Origin of the sequence: Streptomyces venezuelae, from assembly GCF_008642295.1 — a bacterium.
In the GTDB taxonomy this organism is placed as follows: Bacteria; Actinomycetota; Actinomycetes; order Streptomycetales; family Streptomycetaceae; genus Streptomyces; species Streptomyces venezuelae_C.
Window position 1 is genome coordinate 7401369 of sequence record NZ_CP029190.1, and the last position, 17498, is coordinate 7418866.

The 17498-nt window shown below is 68.7% G+C and carries 9 protein-coding genes; 2 read left to right on the forward strand and 7 right to left on the reverse strand.

Going from position 1 to position 17498, the window contains the following annotated elements; genetic code table 11:
* Window positions 1-27: 27 nt before the first annotated feature.
* The 4 genes from DEJ50_RS33135 to DEJ50_RS33150 all read right to left on the reverse strand — a co-directional run bounded on the left by DEJ50_RS33135 (window position 28) and on the right by DEJ50_RS33150 (window position 6990).
* The gene (locus tag DEJ50_RS33135) at window positions 28-927 is read right to left on the reverse strand and encodes a poly-gamma-glutamate hydrolase family protein (RefSeq protein ID WP_150211694.1); all 900 of its coding nucleotides are present in this window, start codon (window positions 925-927) and stop codon (window positions 28-30) included.
* A 129-nt stretch (window positions 928-1056) separates the two neighbouring features.
* Complete coding sequence (locus DEJ50_RS33140) at window positions 1057-2973, reverse strand: alpha-galactosidase (protein WP_223838034.1); 1917 nt, start codon at window positions 2971-2973, stop codon at window positions 1057-1059.
* A gap of 329 nt (window positions 2974-3302) precedes the next feature.
* Entirely contained in the window at window positions 3303-4877 is a 1575-nt protein-coding gene (locus DEJ50_RS33145; protein WP_150211695.1) for an FG-GAP-like repeat-containing protein, read from the reverse strand.
* A 109-nt stretch (window positions 4878-4986) separates the two neighbouring features.
* A complete protein-coding gene (locus DEJ50_RS33150; protein WP_150211696.1) occupies window positions 4987-6990 on the reverse strand; it encodes an FG-GAP-like repeat-containing protein in 2004 nt (667 codons plus the stop codon).
* Window positions 6991-7497: 507 nt separating this feature from the next.
* Here DEJ50_RS33150 and DEJ50_RS33155 point away from each other — a divergent pair.
* Window positions 7498-11553, forward strand: a complete 4056-nt coding sequence (locus DEJ50_RS33155) for a polymorphic toxin-type HINT domain-containing protein (RefSeq protein ID WP_223838035.1) — start codon at window positions 7498-7500, stop codon at window positions 11551-11553.
* A gap of 1115 nt (window positions 11554-12668) precedes the next feature.
* Window positions 12669-13304, forward strand: coding sequence for a hypothetical protein (locus tag DEJ50_RS33160; protein WP_150211697.1), 636 nt, complete (start codon window positions 12669-12671; stop codon window positions 13302-13304).
* A gap of 251 nt (window positions 13305-13555) precedes the next feature.
* Here DEJ50_RS33160 and DEJ50_RS33165 read toward each other — a convergent pair whose 3' ends face one another.
* From DEJ50_RS33165 to DEJ50_RS33175, 3 genes are read right to left on the reverse strand one after another with little or no spacing between them, the layout of a single operon-like run.
* Window positions 13556-14500, reverse strand: a complete 945-nt coding sequence (locus DEJ50_RS33165) for a replication-relaxation family protein (protein WP_150211698.1) — start codon at window positions 14498-14500, stop codon at window positions 13556-13558.
* Between the two features lie 17 nt (window positions 14501-14517).
* Window positions 14518-16707 (reverse strand): ATP/GTP-binding protein, encoded by a 2190-nt coding sequence (locus tag DEJ50_RS33170; RefSeq protein WP_150211699.1) that lies wholly within the window; start codon window positions 16705-16707, stop codon window positions 14518-14520.
* On the reverse strand, window positions 16704-17165 hold the full coding sequence (locus DEJ50_RS33175) for a hypothetical protein (RefSeq protein WP_150211700.1): 462 nt from the start codon (window positions 17163-17165) through the stop codon (window positions 16704-16706). The genes DEJ50_RS33170 and DEJ50_RS33175 overlap by 4 nt, the downstream gene beginning before the upstream one ends.
* Window positions 17166-17498: the final 333 nt, after the last annotated feature.

A 17498-nucleotide genomic window follows, 5' to 3' on the forward strand; every position in this document is an offset into this window, starting at 1 on the left:
CCCGGCCCCCGTTCGCAGGGCGACGGATCAGCCGGGGATGATGTGGTCGAAGATGCTGCCGCGGGCGAGTTGCTCGGCTTCCATCTGGGCGAGCGCGGCCCGGCAGGCGTTGACGAACTTCCAGAAGTCGGTGTTGGTGCTCTCGGCGCGCTTGGTGGGGTTGGACGCGTTCGGGGCTCCTCCGAAGTCGGCGAACAGGCTCTTGCGCAGCTCGTAGGTCATCTCCAACTGGCCCCCGCCCTCACCGGTCAGGGTGCGGTTGCAGATGTTCTCGCGCAGGTCGCCGTCGAGCTTCTCCGGGTCTCCGGGAGCGACGAGGAAGCCCGCCTGGCGCAGCTTCTCGGCCAGCAGCACCCGCAGCCGGCCGTTCGCGCCGCCGACCACCACGCCCTTGGCGCCGGCGGCCAGACCGGCCTGGGCGGCGGTGCAGCCGTGCAGGCTGAGGACGTTGGCGCTGCCGGCGGCCAGGGAGCGGGCTGTGGGGTCGTCGTTGTGGGTGGAGGTGACGTGCAGGTCACTGTTGCCGGGTACGGCACCGGAAGACCGCAGGCCCTCGAACATCCAGTAGTCGTGCAGCGGGGCACCCGCCGTGCGGGGCTTGAGGGTGTCGGGCTCATAGCCGGCGATGCCCAGGCACAGCTCGGAGGTACCCGGCTCGATGCCGCCGCCGTGAATGGCCATGATCGTGCTCAGGGGGAGGCCGGGGGTGGTTGCCCTCTCGGTGTCGTCCGTCCCGTGACGCTTGAACCGGCGTGCGTAGTCCACGCCTTCCACGTTGGCGGGGTCGGCGTAGAGCCCGGTGTTGGTGAGGTAGGTGTCGGCGGCGTACGCCGGAGCGGCCGTGAGGGTGTTGAGCAGCGGGGCACCCGCGGCGGCGGCCACGAGGCCGGCCAGGAGGGTACGGCGGCTGGTCTGGGACGATGACATGACAGCTCCTTGAGCATGTGGTGGATGATGTGCGACGCGTGCCCGCCTCACAGCAGTGCGACCCTCCGCACGGGCCGGGCGGAGGCGTCCTCCGCCCGGCCCGCACGCCCAGGGCACTCTGCCCGGGCGTCAGTCGGCCGTGGTGCTCGCCGTCAGGTCCGCCAGAGCGATCGCCTCGCCCGGCAGCTGCTGCCAGGCCGTCCAGCTGCCGTTCCGGGTGTTCAGGCCGGTGTGCCGAACGCCGTCGGCCGTGGTGGCGTAGACGTGGACGTTGGTGCCTTCGGTCGTGCTCGTCAGCCGCTTGAGCCCGGAACCGCCGCCGGAGGTCCAGGCGGGGTTGAAACGTCCGGCGTTGTAATCGCCGGTCTGGGTCCACAGCGCGCCGTCACCGCCGATGATCTGGAGGTGGACGGTGGTGCCGACGAGCGAGGCCGCGATGTCCTTCACACCGGTGGCGCCGCCGGGGAGTTCCTGCCAGCCGCTCCAGGCCCCGGTGACGGTGTTCAGGTCCTGCCCGTAGACCCGCCCGTAGGCCACGCCGTACACGCGTACGAGGGTCCCGGAGGCGACACTGGCGAGGGCGGTCAGGTCGGTCTTCCCGGCCGAGGGCACCAAGGTCCACTGCGGGTTGAAGCGTCCGGCGTCGTAGTCGGCGGTCTGCGACCACATCGAACCGTCCCACCCCGCGATCTGGAGGTGGACGACGTTCCCGACCCGGGCGGCGGAGATGTCGCGGACGCCGGTCGCGCCGCCGGGGAGTTCGTGCCACCCGCTCCAGGCCCCGGTGCCGGTGTCGAGGTCCTGCCCGTAGACCCGCCCGCCGGCGACCCCGTAGTAACGCACCGTACGCCCGGTGCCCGTGCTGGTCAGCCGGGTCATCTCGGTACCACCGGCCCGGGTCCAGCCTGCGCCGTAGTGGTTGGTGTCGAACACACCGGTCCGGTTCCACAGGGTGCCGTCGCCCCCGGCGGCCAGGGTGACCGAGTCGGGCACAGCGGCCGAGACCCGGTACATCACCACCCCGTGTGCGGGAACGTCGGCACTGATGGACCCCGTCGTCGTCCGGAGCGTGTCGGCCCACAGGTCGTCGAGCGTGTAAGAGGCGGCGGCCGGCAGACCCGCGCGAGCCGCGGTGGTGCTGATGCGGGCCGGGGCGTCGGTCGAGTTGAACAGCACCACCGACACATCACCGTTGGCGAGCGGCTTGGCCAGGACGTCGAGGCCGCCCTGGGAGGAGATCCGCACGCCCTGCCGGCCCAGCGGATCCTGGTCCACGGCGATGACCTTGCGGTTGCCGAGGATCGACAGCGTCTGCGTGGAAGCCGAACGCAGGTCGTTGCCGGCGATCAGCGGCGCGGCCATCTGCGCCCAGAGACTGAAGTGGGACTTGTCCTGTTCGTACGTCAGCCCGCGGCCGACCTGCAGCATGTCAGGGTCGTTCCACCCGCCCGGCCCGCCGATCGAGGCGAGACCGACATTGGACCGGTAGTTGGTCAGCACCGACTTCCAGTCCAGCAGGATGTCGTCCTCGGTGCGCCACATGTGGCCCGTCGAGGGCCCCCAGGAGGTCACGCCGTCCAGTCCGTAGTTGGACATGCTGTAGACGATGGGCCGGCCGGCTGCGCGCAGGGCGTCGCGCATGGCCGTGAACCGCTGCTGGGCGGCCACCCCCTGCGTGTGCCAGCAGTTGTCGTACTTGAGGAAGTCCACCTCCCACGCGGCGAAGCTCTTCGCGTCCTGCTTCTCGTAGCCGAGGCTCCCGGGCAGGCCCTTGCAGGTGTTGGTGCTGGCGCTCTGGTAGATGCCGAGTTTGAGGCCCTTGGCGTGGACGTAGTCCGCGACGGCCTTGATGCCGCTGGGGAACTTCACCGGATCGGCCTTCAGATTGCCCGAAGCATCGCGCTGCGGGGCCATCCAGCAATCGTCGATGTTGACGTACTCGTACCCGGCCGCCTTCAGGCCGGAGGAGACGATGACGTCCGCGGTCTCCTTGATGAGCTTCTCGGAGACGTCACAGTTGAAGGTGTTCCAGTCGTTCCACCCCATCGGCGGCGTCTTCGCCAGGCCGTCTGTGGGAGAGACAGCTGCTGCGGCAGGCACAGCACCGGCCAAGATCGTCAGGCCGGTGCCAGGTGCGGTGGCCAAAGCCATGGCCACGATGGATGCGGTAGCCGAGGCGCGCCCGGCATGGAACCGCTTCGTCCCGACCGAGCCCCCGTCACGGCGTATGGAGGTTTTCATATCAATGATTCCTGGTTCTGATTCGTGGTGCAGTCGTCCAGCCGTATGAGGACCCATGCCGGGCAGGGCAGGGCCGTGCACGCCGGACATGGTCCTGTCAACAGCTCGCACGGAGTCGCGGCCCCGGCCCGTGGTCAGTTGCGCGTGACGTCGCCGAGGGGGATCCAGCCATGAGGGCCGGACGTGTCACCCCCGTTCCAGGCGTACACGACGGAGCCGTCGTTCGGCGAGCTGAGGATGTAGTCGGCCCTTGAGTCGCCGGTGAAGTCGGCGAAGTGGACCTTGGTGTGGTCGGTGGTGACCCCCGTGGCGATCTGGCCGACTGCCTCCCAGCCGCCGGATCCGACGACGTCCCCGCCGCGGTTGCGGTGGAGGGACACCTTTCCGTCGGGCTTGATGACGTGGTAGTCGGCCTTGTTGTCGCCGTCGTTGTCGGCGAAACGGACGCGGTTGCGGTCGTTGGTGGCCGTGGTGACGCGCCCGGTGTGCTTCCAGCCGTTGCTGCTCGCGGTGTCCCCACCGCGGTTCACCCACACATCGACGTTGTTGGCGTCGTTGAACAGCACGTAGTCAGTGCGTCCGTCGCCGTCCCAATCGGCGAAACGTACCTTGGAACGGTCACCGGTCAGGCCACTGGCGACTTGACCGATCTCCTGCCATCCGGCCTGGCCCGGCCTGTCGCCGCCCTTGTTGATCCAGACGTTCACACTGCCGTTGTCGTTGACCACGATGTAGTCGAAGCGATCGTCCCCGTCGAAATCGGCGAGCCGGATGCGCTTGCGGTCGGTCGTCGTGCCGGTGGCCACCTGGCCTATGTCACGCCAACCGCCGCCGGGGGCGCCGCCCGTGTTCAGGCGGACGAACACCTTGCCGTCGTCGGCGATGATCACCCGGTCGGGCCTGCCGTCACCATCGAAGTCCGCCCACCGTACGCGACCGTCGGACCCCGACTCGTTGCCGGCCCGCGAGACGGTCGGCCGTCCGGCCCAGCCATCGGCAACCGCCCGATCGATGGCAGGACGGAACACGGCGGCCATCTTCTGGTATCCGGACTCGGACGGGTGCAGCTGGTCGGGCAGATCGGTTGCCACGTCCATCTTCGGCGGCGCGAGGTACCGGAACCGCTGCCCCGCGGCCTGTCGTTCGGCCTCCCTGTCGCGGACGTACGCGTTGAAGGCTTCGGCCCGCGCCTCCTGGCCGGGTGTGTCGGTGATCAAGCCCTGGACGAGCACGGTCACGTGCGGGTTGTTGGCCCGCAACCGGTCGACCAGTTCCAGCAGCTGCCGGGCCGTGACCTCGGGGTCGGCATTGTGGTGCCGGAGGTCGTTGATGCCCAGATGGAGGAGCACCACATCAGGGGAGGCGGCAGCCTGCCACCGGTCGATCCCGGCCCGGATCCCGGCGACCGTGTACCCGCTGTGGCCCTCGTGGTCCCCATCCGTGAGCCCGCCGTGCCGTCCGGACCCGACGAAGTCGGCTTCGTACGCCGTCTGCTGCGCCATCGAATCCCGCAGCAGACCGCGATAGCCGCCCGTTCCCACGCTCCCCACCCCGTAGGTGATCGAGTCCCCGAGCGGCATGATCCTCACCGGCTTCGATTGCGGCGCGGCGACCGTGGGCTGCGGTGCGGCGTTCGCCGCGACCGGTACGCCGACGAGCACGCCGCTGATCGTGGCCGCTGCGATGAACGCAGAGGTGGTCTTCCCCATGTTTGTGATACCTCTTGCCGCTCGTCTTGGCTCAAAAGGGCCGGCCGACCGCCCCGGACAGATACCCGTCGGGGGCGGCCGACCGGCCGTCGGAGTGAAATAGCCGCGGTCAGACGCCGCCGTAGGCGACCTTGCCCAGGCCGATCCAGCCGTTGCCGCCGGCGGGGTCGCCGCCGTTCCAGGCGTAGACCGTGGCGCTGCCGTCGGCGCCCATCAGGACGTAGTCGGCCTTCGTATCGCCGTTGAAGTCGGTGAACTGGACCTTGGTGTGATCAGTGGTCAGCCCGGTGGCGATCTGGCCGACCGCCTGCCAGCCGTTGGGGCCGGTCACGTCGCCGCCGCGGTTGCGGTAGAGGTCGACCTTCCCGTCGGCCTTGATCAGGTGGTAGTCGGCCTTGCCGTCACCGTCGTTGTCGGCGAACCGGATCCGCTGACGCTCCTTGCTGGAGCCGGTGGTCACCTTGCCGATGTGCTCCCACGGGGCAACCTGGTCGCCGCCACGGTTGAGGTAGACGTTGACGCCGCCGTTGTCGTCGAAGACGAGGTAGTCGGTGCGGCCATCACCGTCCCAGTCGGCGAACCGGACCTTGGTCACGTCGGTGGTGACTCCACTGGCGACCTGACCCAGGCCATGCCAGCCGGCGTAACCGGGCTTGTCACCGCCCCGGTTGAGCCAGGCGTTGACGGAGCCGTTGGCGTTGATGACGAGGTAGTCGAAGCGGCCGTCCCCGTCGAAGTCGGCGAGCCGGACCCGCTTGCGCTCGGTGGTGGTGCCGGAGGCGACCTGCGTCGCAGCCCCCCAGCCGCCGTGGCCGTCACCACCCTTGTTCTGCCAAGCCGTGACCTTGCCGTCGTCGCCGATGGTGACGTAATCGGGCTTGCGGTCCCCGTCGAAGTCGGCCCAGCGCACCTTCCCGTCCCCACCGGCCTCGTTCACCGCGGCCGACCGCCGCGAGGTCAGGCCGCTGATCCAGGATCCGAGGTCGTCGACCCGGGTGTCGTAGGCGCCGGTCTTGACGTCGCTGCCGTCAAGGCAACCGCCTTGCCAGGCGCGGCTGGTGACACCGGCCACCAGGACCTTGCCGCTCACGGTCTGCAGGGCCGGGGCACCAGCGTCGCCCTTGCAGACGGTTGCGTCGGCCGGGGTCTTGGGGGCGAGGTCAAACCCCGTGGCAGCGACCGGGCCGACGGTGAAGTCTGCCTTGTGGGCCTGGGAGGGGGCCCACACGCTGTCGGTCCGGCCGTAGCCGGTGACGGTGACCTGCGCACCCGCAGCCAGTGCGGCGTTCGAGACGCCCACGGGGGTGATGGTGAACACGGGCTGTGCCAGCCGGGCCATCACCAGGTCGCGGTCGGTGCGCGGCACGAGCTCGGCGATCTCGCTGGTGTGCCCGCCGGCCGCGTTCAGATCCTTGCGGCCGATCGTCAGTGTGGTCTTGGTCTTCGGCGCACCTGCGGGTACATCAATGCTCTCGGCGGGCTTGTCGGCGAAGCAGCTCTTGGCGGTCATCACCCAGCGCGGGTCGACAAGTACGGCAGTGCAGGCCCGGGTGTCTCCGATGCGGAGCCTGCCGAGATAGGCGTACGGATTGTCCCCGGCCGGCTGGGCCGGCGTCGCGGCGCTGGAGCCGGTCACCCGCATCTCCAGCAGCACGGCCTGCTGGGGGTCGGTGGGGTCGGCCTCGCCGAATCCCTTGGAGGTGTCCTTGGGCACGGCGAGCTGCTCGGTGGTGCCCGCGATCGAGACGCTGGCGTTGATGTCCCGGTCGTTCGTCTCGATCCGGTAGGCACGCGGGATGTTCACCTGCAGATAGCCGGTGTTGGCGGCCTTGAAGCAGATCCGGGACTCGTTGGTCAGCAGGTTCCGCGCCCACACCATGATCTGGTAGTCGCCGCTGCAGGAGGACTGGGTGATGTTGCCGTCACCGGCGATCAGGTCCGCGCCGGTGGCGGCCAGAATGTCGGAGCGGTAGGGGTAGGCGCCGTCCTCGACGGCGAAGGGCGCCCCGCCGTTGGCGGAGGGCGTGGTCTCGGCGGCGGCGAGCGGAGCGGGTACCCCGACGACGACGGCCGCGACCGCGGTGGCTGCGGGCAGCCAGCTGCGTATGCGCACTGGTGGTGTCTTCGCTTTCAGTGAGAGGCCCTGCCCGTTCAATGTCGGTGGGGCCGGGAGTAACTGGGAGACCGTCCGCGCGGGTTGACGAACGGTCGAAGATCGCCTGGGGGCCGCAGGAAGAGTAACTCCTCATTCGGATGCCTGCCTCCATCGGTTGCTGTTGAGTAGGCATCGCGAGACAGAACGCAAAGTGCAGGTAAAATAAATACCCTAGTGTGCAACCCTCTTGATTTGTAGTCAGTCCACGCTAGATGCCGTGGAGCGCCGCTTGGGCGGAGCGGGATGGAATGTTGCGAACGCCGTTCCCATCGGATTACGGTGTGCGCGCTCGTTGACCGCCTGCCCCTCTGGCCTGGGGAAGCCGCGAAGTATGGGGGCGGCAGGCCCGTTTGCGAGTGTCTGCAGAAGGGGGCCCCAGCGCTGTCTGCACCTCCTTGAGAGGTGCAGCTTCTGCGACGCCATTTTCGGGTCATCTGCCCGCGTTTTCAGAGGGGAAATTTTTTCGTGCGTCACCACACAGGCCGGCAGGCCGGGTTGTGGCGGCAGGGGTATGCGCTGGCTGGGATGGCCGGCCGTGGACTTCTGCCGTTCGCCCTGCTTGCCGGGCTGGTCTCCGCGGCACCTGCCGTCGCCGAGGAACCAGCACCACCACAGCTCTCGGAGCGTCAGCGCGTTCTGGAGAGTTGGAATACCGGAGGCCAGGCCGTCAAGGCCGCCGCCGGTGCCGCACTGTCCGGTAACGACGACCAGGTTCGCGCCTTCCTGACCACCGGCCAGAAGATCGCAGAGGACCTGGACCGCCGGGAAGCTGCACTCACCCTCGTGACCGACGGCGGCCCCGCCCTTCGCGAGGCCGCACAGGCTGCGCTCAACGGCACACCGGAACAGCTCGAAACCTTCATGAAGGACGGCTGGAAGACCCCCCTGGCCGAAGACCAGCGGGTGGAGGCCGCCCAAGTCACCGAGGCCGGCGGAGTCGGCGTCCGCGAGGCCGGTGACACGGCCATGCGCGGATCCATCGAGAACATCCGCACATTCCTCAGCCAAGGTCAGTACAAGCAGCGTGACGACGACGCGCGCGTCCGTGTGGCGCAGATCGAGGCAACGGGTGGTCCCTCCACCAAGCGCGCCGCAGCCCAGGCGCTGGCGGGCACTATCGATGACGTCCGCGAGTTCCTCGCCTATGGGCAGCACGTCGCCCGCGCACAGGACCGGGAACACGCCACGATCAGCGATCTGGCCAAGCAGTCTTCCGAGGCCGCGGCAGCGGCCGAGAAGGCCAAGCTGAGCGCCCAGGAGAACGTCGAGAAGGCGAAGTCGGCGTCCGAGCTGGCGAAGAAGGAAGCGGCGAAGGCCGCTGCGGAGACGCAGGCGGCGAAGAACGATGCAGTCAAGGCCGCCGACGCGGCCCGTCGCGCGGCCGAGTCAACCCGCCGTGCCGCGGACGCGGCCAAGGCCGCGATTGCCGCAGCCCGCGCCGCCAACGCGGCTGCGCAGACAGCCGCGATCGCCGCTCAGAACGCCGCCCACGCTTCCCTCCAGGCCTCCCGGGCCGCGAGTAGGGCGTGGAAGGCAGCAGCGTCGGGCAAGGTCTACGAGGACATCGCGGCTGAGGCAGAGACTGTCTCGAAGTTCGCCTCCAGGATGGCCGACTCCGCCGAGGCCGCGCGCGTCACGCTCGAAGTCCTGAAGATCACGATGCAGGCCCAGTCGGGCGCGATCCAGGCGATGAACGATGCGGCCAAGCACTCGGACGACTCCGCCGCTTGGGCCGGCCAGGCAGGCGCCCACGAGGGCCAGGCTAAGGCTGCCGCAGCCTCTGCACGACGGCACGCGGTAGAAGCCAAGCGGGCTGCGGACGCCGCCGTGGCCCACGCGCACGCCGCGGCTGTCGCCGCGGGCCAGGCCCGGGATGCGGCACGCTCATCTGCGGCGCACGCGCTCAAGGCCGCCCAAGCCGCTCGCAAAGCCGCCGACCACGCCGGTGACGCCCAGGCGGCCGCGAACCAGGCGAAGATCAACGCTGATGAGGCTTTGAAGGCTGCGCAGGCAGCAGGCGCCGCGGTCGAGAAGGCCAAGCAGGTACAAGAGACCGCGCGCAAGAACGAAGCTGAAGAAGTCGCGGCGCGCACCACCCTGCTCGTGAACGAAGCCAGGGACACGAAGGAACAAATGGACGCGGCCAAGGCCGCCGCGGATCGCAAGGTCGAGGACGCAATCAAGCTCGACAGCGACTTCGATTCCCTGACTGCCGACGCGGTCAAGCCTGACGCGCAGCCGTCCCAGATCGCAGCCACCGGTCGGAAGATGGCCCTGCTGGCCATGCAGGTCCGCGGCCCTTGGAGCAAGGCAGCCGCAGGGGCGGCACTGACCGGCGACGACAACGCCGTCGTCCTCTACGCCCGCACCGGCTGGAAGCTGGCCGAGGACCAGGACGAGCGGGAAGCCGTCGACAACCTGTCCCAAGAGTCTCCCCACGAGACTGTCCGCAACGCCGCAGCGACCGCGCTGGCGAGTGATCAGGCCACAGTCCACACGTTTTGGACAAAAGGTCAGTACCAGGCAGCGGCACCGGACAACCGGATCGCGGTCGCGAAGATAGCGGAGGCTGGCGGCGCTGGGGTGAAGGAGGCGGCCAAGGCTGCCCTCGACAACCCAGACCCCAAGGCCCTGGACACCTTCCTTTCCATAACCCAGTACCGGGCCCGGATCGAGGACTACCGGGTCGAGGCAGCCCGGATGGCCGAAGGCGGAGGCCTCGAGCTCAAGTCGGCTGCCGAGGTCGCCCTCGCCAGCCCCGACACCCACCTGATCACCTTCATCGAATCCGGCCAACACCGTGCCAAGCGCCGCGACCTGTTGACCGCCACCCACATCGAGCAGGTCCAAGGCCTCATCTCCACCTCCAGCCAGGTCTCCGCCCTCGCCTACCAGGACGCCTACGAAGCGGCCTCGGCGGCCGCGAACGCCCAGGGCTACGCAGATCAGGCCGCCGGCCACGCGAAGACGGCAGCCGACCACGCCAAGCAGGCTGCCGGTCACGCCGAGGCAGCCAAGGCATCGGCTGACCGCGCTCGCGCCTCGGCTGACAAGGCCGCAGCCTCCGCTGCCACCGCGCGTAAGGCAGAAGCACAGGCACGCGCCAGCGCGAGCCAAGCCAGCTACTCCGCCGCCCGAGCGCAGGCCAGCGCCAACGCCGCACGCGGATATGCCGCCAGCGCTTACCAAGCCGCGGAACAGGCACGGAAGTCGGCGGAAAACGCCGGCCTCAGCTTGGACGTCGTCCGGGGCAGATATGAAGAAGCCCTGGAACGCTATGCCGAGGACCGCCGCAAGGCGGACATCGAACGTGAGATCCGGGAGCGAGCAGCCGATGAGGCGGCCGAGCTCAAGAACTCGGATGCTGCACAATTCAACGCGCTGATCACGTGGCTGGCCAATCCCAACCGTCAGGGTCTACCGCCGGGCATGACTCTTATGGAGTACTTGCATCTGCTTCTTGACGGCACGGGTGCGGCGCCGATTGTCGGCGAGCCCGCCGACCTGGCGAACTGCGTTATTTACAGAGTCGAAAGTGAACTGTATAAGTTCCAGCCGGGCCTCGGTAACAGCGAACAGGCACTCAAGGACGCATCTCTGGCGTGCCTGGCGGCTGTGCCTGGTGTTGGATGGGGCGCTTTCGCGGTAAAGGGAGGTCGTCTTCTTGAGAAGTACGGTCTAAGCAACGCCGATGTTCTAGGAAAGCTGAAGAACATCTTCAAGGCGAACCCGTGCAAGAAGCACAGCTTCCCCGCCGGCACCCATGTCCTCATGGGCAACGGATCAACCAAACCCATCGAAAAGATCCGAGTCGGCGACAGCGTCGCGGCTGCCGACCCCCTCACAGGGAACAGCGGCCCACGACGGGTGCAAGCCACCATCCACACGCCGGACGACCGCAAATTCACCGAAATCACTCTCGCCGAACGCGGCGCCGGCGCGACGATCACGGCGACGAATCATCATCCCTTCTGGTCAGTCAAGGACCGCACATGGACCGACGCCGGTGCGCTTCGTGCTGGCGACACGCTACTCACTGCCCAGGGTGCGGCGGCCCAGGTCGGTTCTATCCGACACTGGACTGGTCTGGAGCCCGCGTACGACCTCACCGTCGCAGACCTCCACACGTACTTCGTCATGGCAGGGACCACGTCCCTGCTCGTCCACAACACGACGTGCCCCACAGGCTTCACCGATCTCGGCGGCAACAAGTTCAAGTCCCCCGGGGGCCTGGAATACGGACCGGGCTCTGTCCATGGGCATCGGTTGGACCACGTCATGGCTCATACCCAGCCGGATCCGTCGAAGCCCGCACACAGCCTCTTCGTGGAAACTGAGCAGGCGAAGGTCCTCAAGCTGCTCGACGAGGCATGGGCGAAGAAGGGTGCCCCCGACCCATCTGATCCCATGAAGTACGTCATCGATATGGGTCGACCGGTGGGTAGGGCCGGAGAGACAAAATTGCGGATTGTAGTAGTTGCGGGAACGGGAGCAGTGATTACCGCTTTCCCGCAATCCTGAAGGAGGAGTCATCGTTGAAGGAATGGTGTCCGCGGTGTGAACAGGGGTGGGTTAGGGAATATCGGGTGATCGGTCGATCTGAGACCTTCTCGGTGTGTGAGGAATGTGACACCGTGTGGGAAGATCGAAATCCCGTCAATGCCGCCCCCTACGTCCTTCTGGAGGACTATCTCGCTCGCTTCGGCAAGGGGCCGCTATGGTCCGATATTGAGCGTGTGGACGATTCAACAGAGAGGTAGTGGCCGCCCGCCTACACCATGATCAGCTGAGCGGCCTGATGTGGTCCGCCACCGGGGACGCGCCCGCGGTGGCGGACCACCAAGTACCAGACTTGGGACTGGTCCGCCGGGACCAGGGGCCCGCGTCGGCCGCGTACGAACGCGCCGCACCGCCCGGCTCCTGGCCGAGTACAGCCGACTGCGCCGCCACGCGGTCGAGGTGGAGCCCGGCCGGTGACCTGCCGAAGTGTTCGGGCAGGACCATCCGCGGTTTGCCGGTGTGGTCCTGAACGCGATCGTGTCGATCACCTGAAGGTGATCACGCCATCGTCCGCCCCGCTTCGGTGACCGGTCCGGCAGTAATGGCTCGAACGCGGGCCCACTGTGCGTCAGTCGACGACCGTCGGCACCAGCCAGGTCTTCGAGGCCGTCCCCAGCGTGACACCCGTGTCGTATTCTTGCGCGCTTTCGGCGCCGACATCACCGCCGACGGTCAGGACATCCGCATCTATGGCCCGGCCTGGCCCGGCCCGGCTCCGCGCGGCCGGTGTCCGGGCAACGGACACACGGGCCGCTGATCGGAAGTTTCCTGTTGATGAGCCTGGGCCTCCCGCTGTGCTGAACGTGTGGCTGGACGGTGTCACCGGCATCGCTTTCGGTCTTTCCGGCACGCGGGGAGTAGTCCTGGATGCCGGAGTGCGGGAGGTCGGAATTTCCCTGGGCCCGGGCGGTCGGCTCCGCGCCGCCGGTGGTGAGTACCACCTGGACGACCGTTCATGGCATCTGTCGACCGCTGGTCGACGCGCGGACGCGGTCACTCCGCCCCGAACCGGCGGGTCGGGCCGCCCGCGTCGGCCGCCGGGCGGAGATCTGAGCTCCGACGCGCACGCTGCCGCCGTGCTTCTGCACCACTCCATGTTGGAGCTCCGCTCGGTGCGCTATGCCGCCTGTGCGGATCGCGTTCCCGTGCTGAAGCTGTGCCGGGCCTTCTCGGGAGCGGGTGCAGCGATCCTGGCCGCCGGGTCACAACGCGGCGCCCGCCGCCGTGAGGCGGCCTTCCAGGACGTGATCCGAGCCTGGGCGAGCCATGGCGGCCCGGGCCTCACACGCTGGTTCGCCGCGGTCCTCAGGGAACGCGCAGGCCGCCCGGACATCATCGAGACACCCCGGGCGCCCGAACGAACACCTTCCTCCCTCACCGACGGCTCGCCCGTGTCCGGCACGCCTTCGCAGGCAGCTCTCGTCATGGCCGCCTGGACGGCGGCACACACCGACTACCAGACAGAGCGTCCGGCCGCCGCGCAGCTCCAACTCGCTCTGCCGCCCAGCACTGACAAGAGCTCTTCGGGACCTTGGCGACTGCGGACTGTCGGCTGCACCGAGCCGAACTCCTTCCGCCTCCACGCCGCCGCGTTCCAGGGGCCCGGCCCGCTCGTCCAGGTGGGGAAGCCCACTGCTGCCTGCAGCCTCGATTTGCACCAGGGCGCCTTGCTCGTCGCGGCCGGAGCCGGCTGGAGTGCGTCCGTGGGCTGACCCTCACCCCGGGCCACCATCACTCAATCGCTTTCATGACGGGCCAGGCGCCGACGCAGCTCCAGGTTCTCGCCCTGCGCGACTCCCAGGGCCTTGCGGAGCTTCGTCACCTCGCCACGATGAGCCTCCTGCTGCCGCGCGAGGCGGGTGCTCAGCGCTCTTACCGCAGCCGATGTCGACGAGTCGCCAGGGGGATCCGCAGGAGCCGCCGAGGCCGACCCGAGTGTGGTGGCGGGGTTTGTGTTTGTTGGTCAGGTTTCTTGTGATGGGTTGGGGGTGTTGATCCAGGCGTTGGTGAGGTTTCCGGTGCCGAGGAGCGGGGTGAGGATTGGTTGGAATGGGCCGTGGGTGTGGAGTTGGTTGAGTGTGGTGACTGCGGCTCGGAGTGGGGTGGAGGTTAGTGAGGGGTCGGTGGAGGCGAGGCAGCGTAGGTCGGTGGTGCGGCGGGTGAGGCGTTCTTCGGTTGCGCCGGTGAGGATCAGCAGGAGGCGGGGGAATACCGGGTAGCGGTGGCGCCAGGCCGGGATCGTGGCATGGCGCCGTTGTCCGGGGGTGTTCTTGCCTGTGTGGGACTGGGGCACGTACTCGTAGTACGCGGCGTAGGCGTGGAGTTTCTGGGCGAGGCGGGCGATGGTCATCTGGGTGCGGTCGACTTCGATGAAGAAGGTGAGGAGGGTGCGCTGCTTGCCTTCGGTGTGGATGTAGTTGAGGACGGCGTCGGGGATGAGGCAGAGTTCCTGTCCCGGGCGGGATTCGTCGCGGTAGTAGTGCGCGGTCTCGGGTGACCAGTCCAGTGGGCCGCATTCGTGGCCGAGGCGGCGGGCGTGCTCGACGATGGCAGTACCGGTTTCGATGACGGCGTGGGTGTGTTCCTGGAGCGGGCCGAGAGCGGCTTCCGGGCTCATCCGGTACGCGCGGGGCTGGAGCAGGCCGACGGCTTCGACCGCTTGGGCGCCCTTTTCGGTGAGCCACCACAGCAGTTCGCTCTGGCCGGTGCTGCGCCGTCCTACGGCCTCGGCGAAGCCGGCTTCACGGAGGGTGTGGAGCTGGCGGCGTAGGTATTCGGTGCGGGTGTGGTGCGGGGTGATGAGCCGGTGGAGCTGGCGGGTGGAGACCAGGCGGTGCTGGTAGAGGACCTGGGCGGCCTGCTGGGCGATCTGGCCCAGCCCGGTGGGGGCGGACTGCGGGTAGGGCATGGGGTGTTCTCCTTCTTCTAGTCGACGATGCTGGTGGGGTCGTCGATGCTCGGGCTGCCGGGGTGCCGGCCGTCGTGGTGCCGGCCGGTGTGGTGGGTGAGGACGACGGTGTCGAGTACTTCGAGGTCGGTGAGGATGTCGCTGAGGGGGCGGCGGTTGAGGTTGGTGTCGATTGCCTGGTCGAGGGTGGGGATGCCGGCCGGGTTGTTGTAGTGCTCGAAGATCTCGTCGACGGGCAGGCCGCGGACCCGGAAGGGTGTGGTGCGGGTGCCGTTGAGGTTGACGGACATCACGTAGTGGTATTTCGGGAGTTCGGTGATGGTTTCCGGGCTGACGTGCCCGTTCCAGCGCTTGGCGACGAAGGCGGCTTCGTCGTAGTCCGCCGCGCACGTCGACAGCCAGGACTGGTTTTGCAGGAGGGCCTGGCGGGTGGTGGGGCTCAGGCGGAGCGCCATCTGGGTCATGCCGATGAAGCGGACCTCATACTTGCGCAGCTGCTCGGCGATGGCGGCGAGGAAGCCCTTGCTGCTGCTGTCCAGCGAGGTGAGCTCGTCACCCCACGCCCAGAAGACCGCCCGCTGCTCACGCGGGGTGTCCTGACGTGACAGGCCGGCACGGTGGAGATCGTGGATGAGCAGGCAGCTCACCAGGGCGTCGCTCTCACTGCCGGACGGGCAGACGAACACCACCTTCGAAGTGTCCATGGCATGGCGGGCGTCGTAGGCGGAGCGGGGGCTCCCGAAGAAGCCCTGGAGGGACTGGCTGGTGTCGAGACGGTCGATGGCATAGGTGACGGTCGGAACAGCATCGGGACCGAGCCTGGGAAAGGTGGTTTCCCAGTACGCGCGGACGCGGTCGGGGAGTGTGGGCAGGAGCCGCTGGCGCCAGTCCTCGTCGGTGAGCCAGGTCCGCAGCTGGAACAACGTGCACTGCGCCTCGGGGGCGCCCGCTTGGACGGCCTGGAGGTTGAGCAGGGCCAGGGCCTGGGAGGCACGGGCCAGGATCGTGCGGGCGCGGGGGGCATTGTCGCCCCAGCCCTGCGCCGCAGCGATGCCCTCGGTAACGGAGCGGACGATGTCCTGGACATCGCAGAGGGTACGGCCCTCCATCGACAACGGGTTCCAGGACACGACCGGCTGGTCCGGGCCGGCCTTGGCAAGGTTGATCTCCCAGAGCCGGCCGGCGATTTGCGGGTGGGCGAGGTAGGGCTTGGCCCGGGCCCACCCCTCGCCGTGCGGGTCGAGGAACCAGCACCCGTACCCGGAGTGCGCCATCGCGATGCACTGCACGAGGGCTTCCTCGGTCTTGCCGTGACCGGCCTTCCCGACCTGGAGGCCGAAGAGGAGGTCCTGCACACGGGCGGCGGCGAGCCGCTCGCGGCCGTCGGGGCAGACCACGGCGCCGAGCGGGATCAGGTCCCGCTGACCGGTGTAGACGGGGAGGTCTGCCGGGGCCGGCGGGACCAGCCCGCCGGAACGCACCACGCTGGAGGCGGTGCACTTCACCGTCGGCGGCTTGAGCCAGCCGGCTAGCTCGGGCACAGTGAACCACTGCCTGCGATGCGGTGCGAACTCCCCGCTCGCGAACCGGCGCTCGAACCGGCCGACCGACCAGCTGCGGGGCCGGTGGACCTTCAGATAGTTCGCCCCCGAGGTCATCGACAACGCCGCGATCAGCCGGTGCATCCGGGCCAGAGCCAGCTGCGGGTGGGCTGCCTCGGTGCGCAGCAGGATCTGCACGGCGAACACCGCGCCCGCGCTGGGTTCGAGCTTGCCGACGCCCTCGCGCAGGTCGCTCTGCCGCGGAATCCGCCCGGACCGGCTGGAATGGCTGGCGCCGCCGGACCAGGCGGAGGTCATCGAGTCCCAGAAGCCGCCTCCGCCGCCTCCGCCAGTGAGGCGCTCGCCGTACGCAGACGGGCCCCGGCGGGCGGCCCGAGCCATCAGGCGGCGCCGGCGGCGGGCCAGGCGCTGCTCGGAGACAGGGACCAGGTCGAAGACCGCCTCGGCCTGCTCTCCGTCCTCGGTGCGTACGGAGGCCATGGCCGCGGCCAGCTGCTGAAGCGGGTCGGGGCTCAGGCCGAGGGAGGCCAGGGCCTTGTAGTCGGGCAAGCCGAGAGCGAGCTCGGCGCGCTGCACGTACCGGCGCCCGTTCGCCCGGGCGGCAGGCGCCTGCGCCAGCTTGGCCAGGGAGATGGCGGCGGTCACGGCGTTTCTCCCGGGCCGGTGAAGCGCACCGGGCGGATATCGGCCTGGCCGTGCCGGGTACGGACCTCGACCTCGGCGAAGCCCGGCATGTTCAGGATCGAGGCCGCGGCAGCCGGCCCTTCGATGTAACAGCGCATCTTTCCCCCCACGGCGGTATACCGAAGGCGCACCGCAGATCCGCGGGCCGGAACACCGCCGGCGGCGTAATACACACGCCCGAGCTGGCGGGCCCAGCGCCCCACTTCCCCTTCACCGGGGTCGAAGGTCGCGGTCGGGATCACCTCAACCTGCACCCGGCTGGCAAGCGCTTCCCGCACGAGCCCCGCGCGCCGGACCGTCCACCACACCCACACCGCCACGCCCAGGACACCGAGAGCCAGGATGTACGGGGCGGTGGCACTCAGGATGGTCTGGAGCTGGGCGAGGAGCTCGTCGACCGGCAGGCCGGGGAGGCTCATGTGGGCCGGCCTGGGGCCGGCCGGGACGGGGCGGTGAGCTGCACGGTGCCTCCAGGTCGGGTGAGGAGAAGCCCTTCACCTGGACCAAGTAGGAACTCGCGGCAAGTTCAGACACCACACCCGAATGCTTTACCTTCCCTTTGCGATTGAGGAGCGTGTGGCCAGGCGGCCCGTGTCCGTAGAAGCATGTGTCGAGCTGTCGTACGTGAGTGCCGTGCGTGACCGGTTGAGGCGTCCGCTGCTCGACTGTGTGAGGGCCCGCTTTGAGGACGTCGCTCCAGTGCGGCGCTTTCGCTGGTCGCGAGGCGAGCGTCATTTCCCTGGCTGGTACTG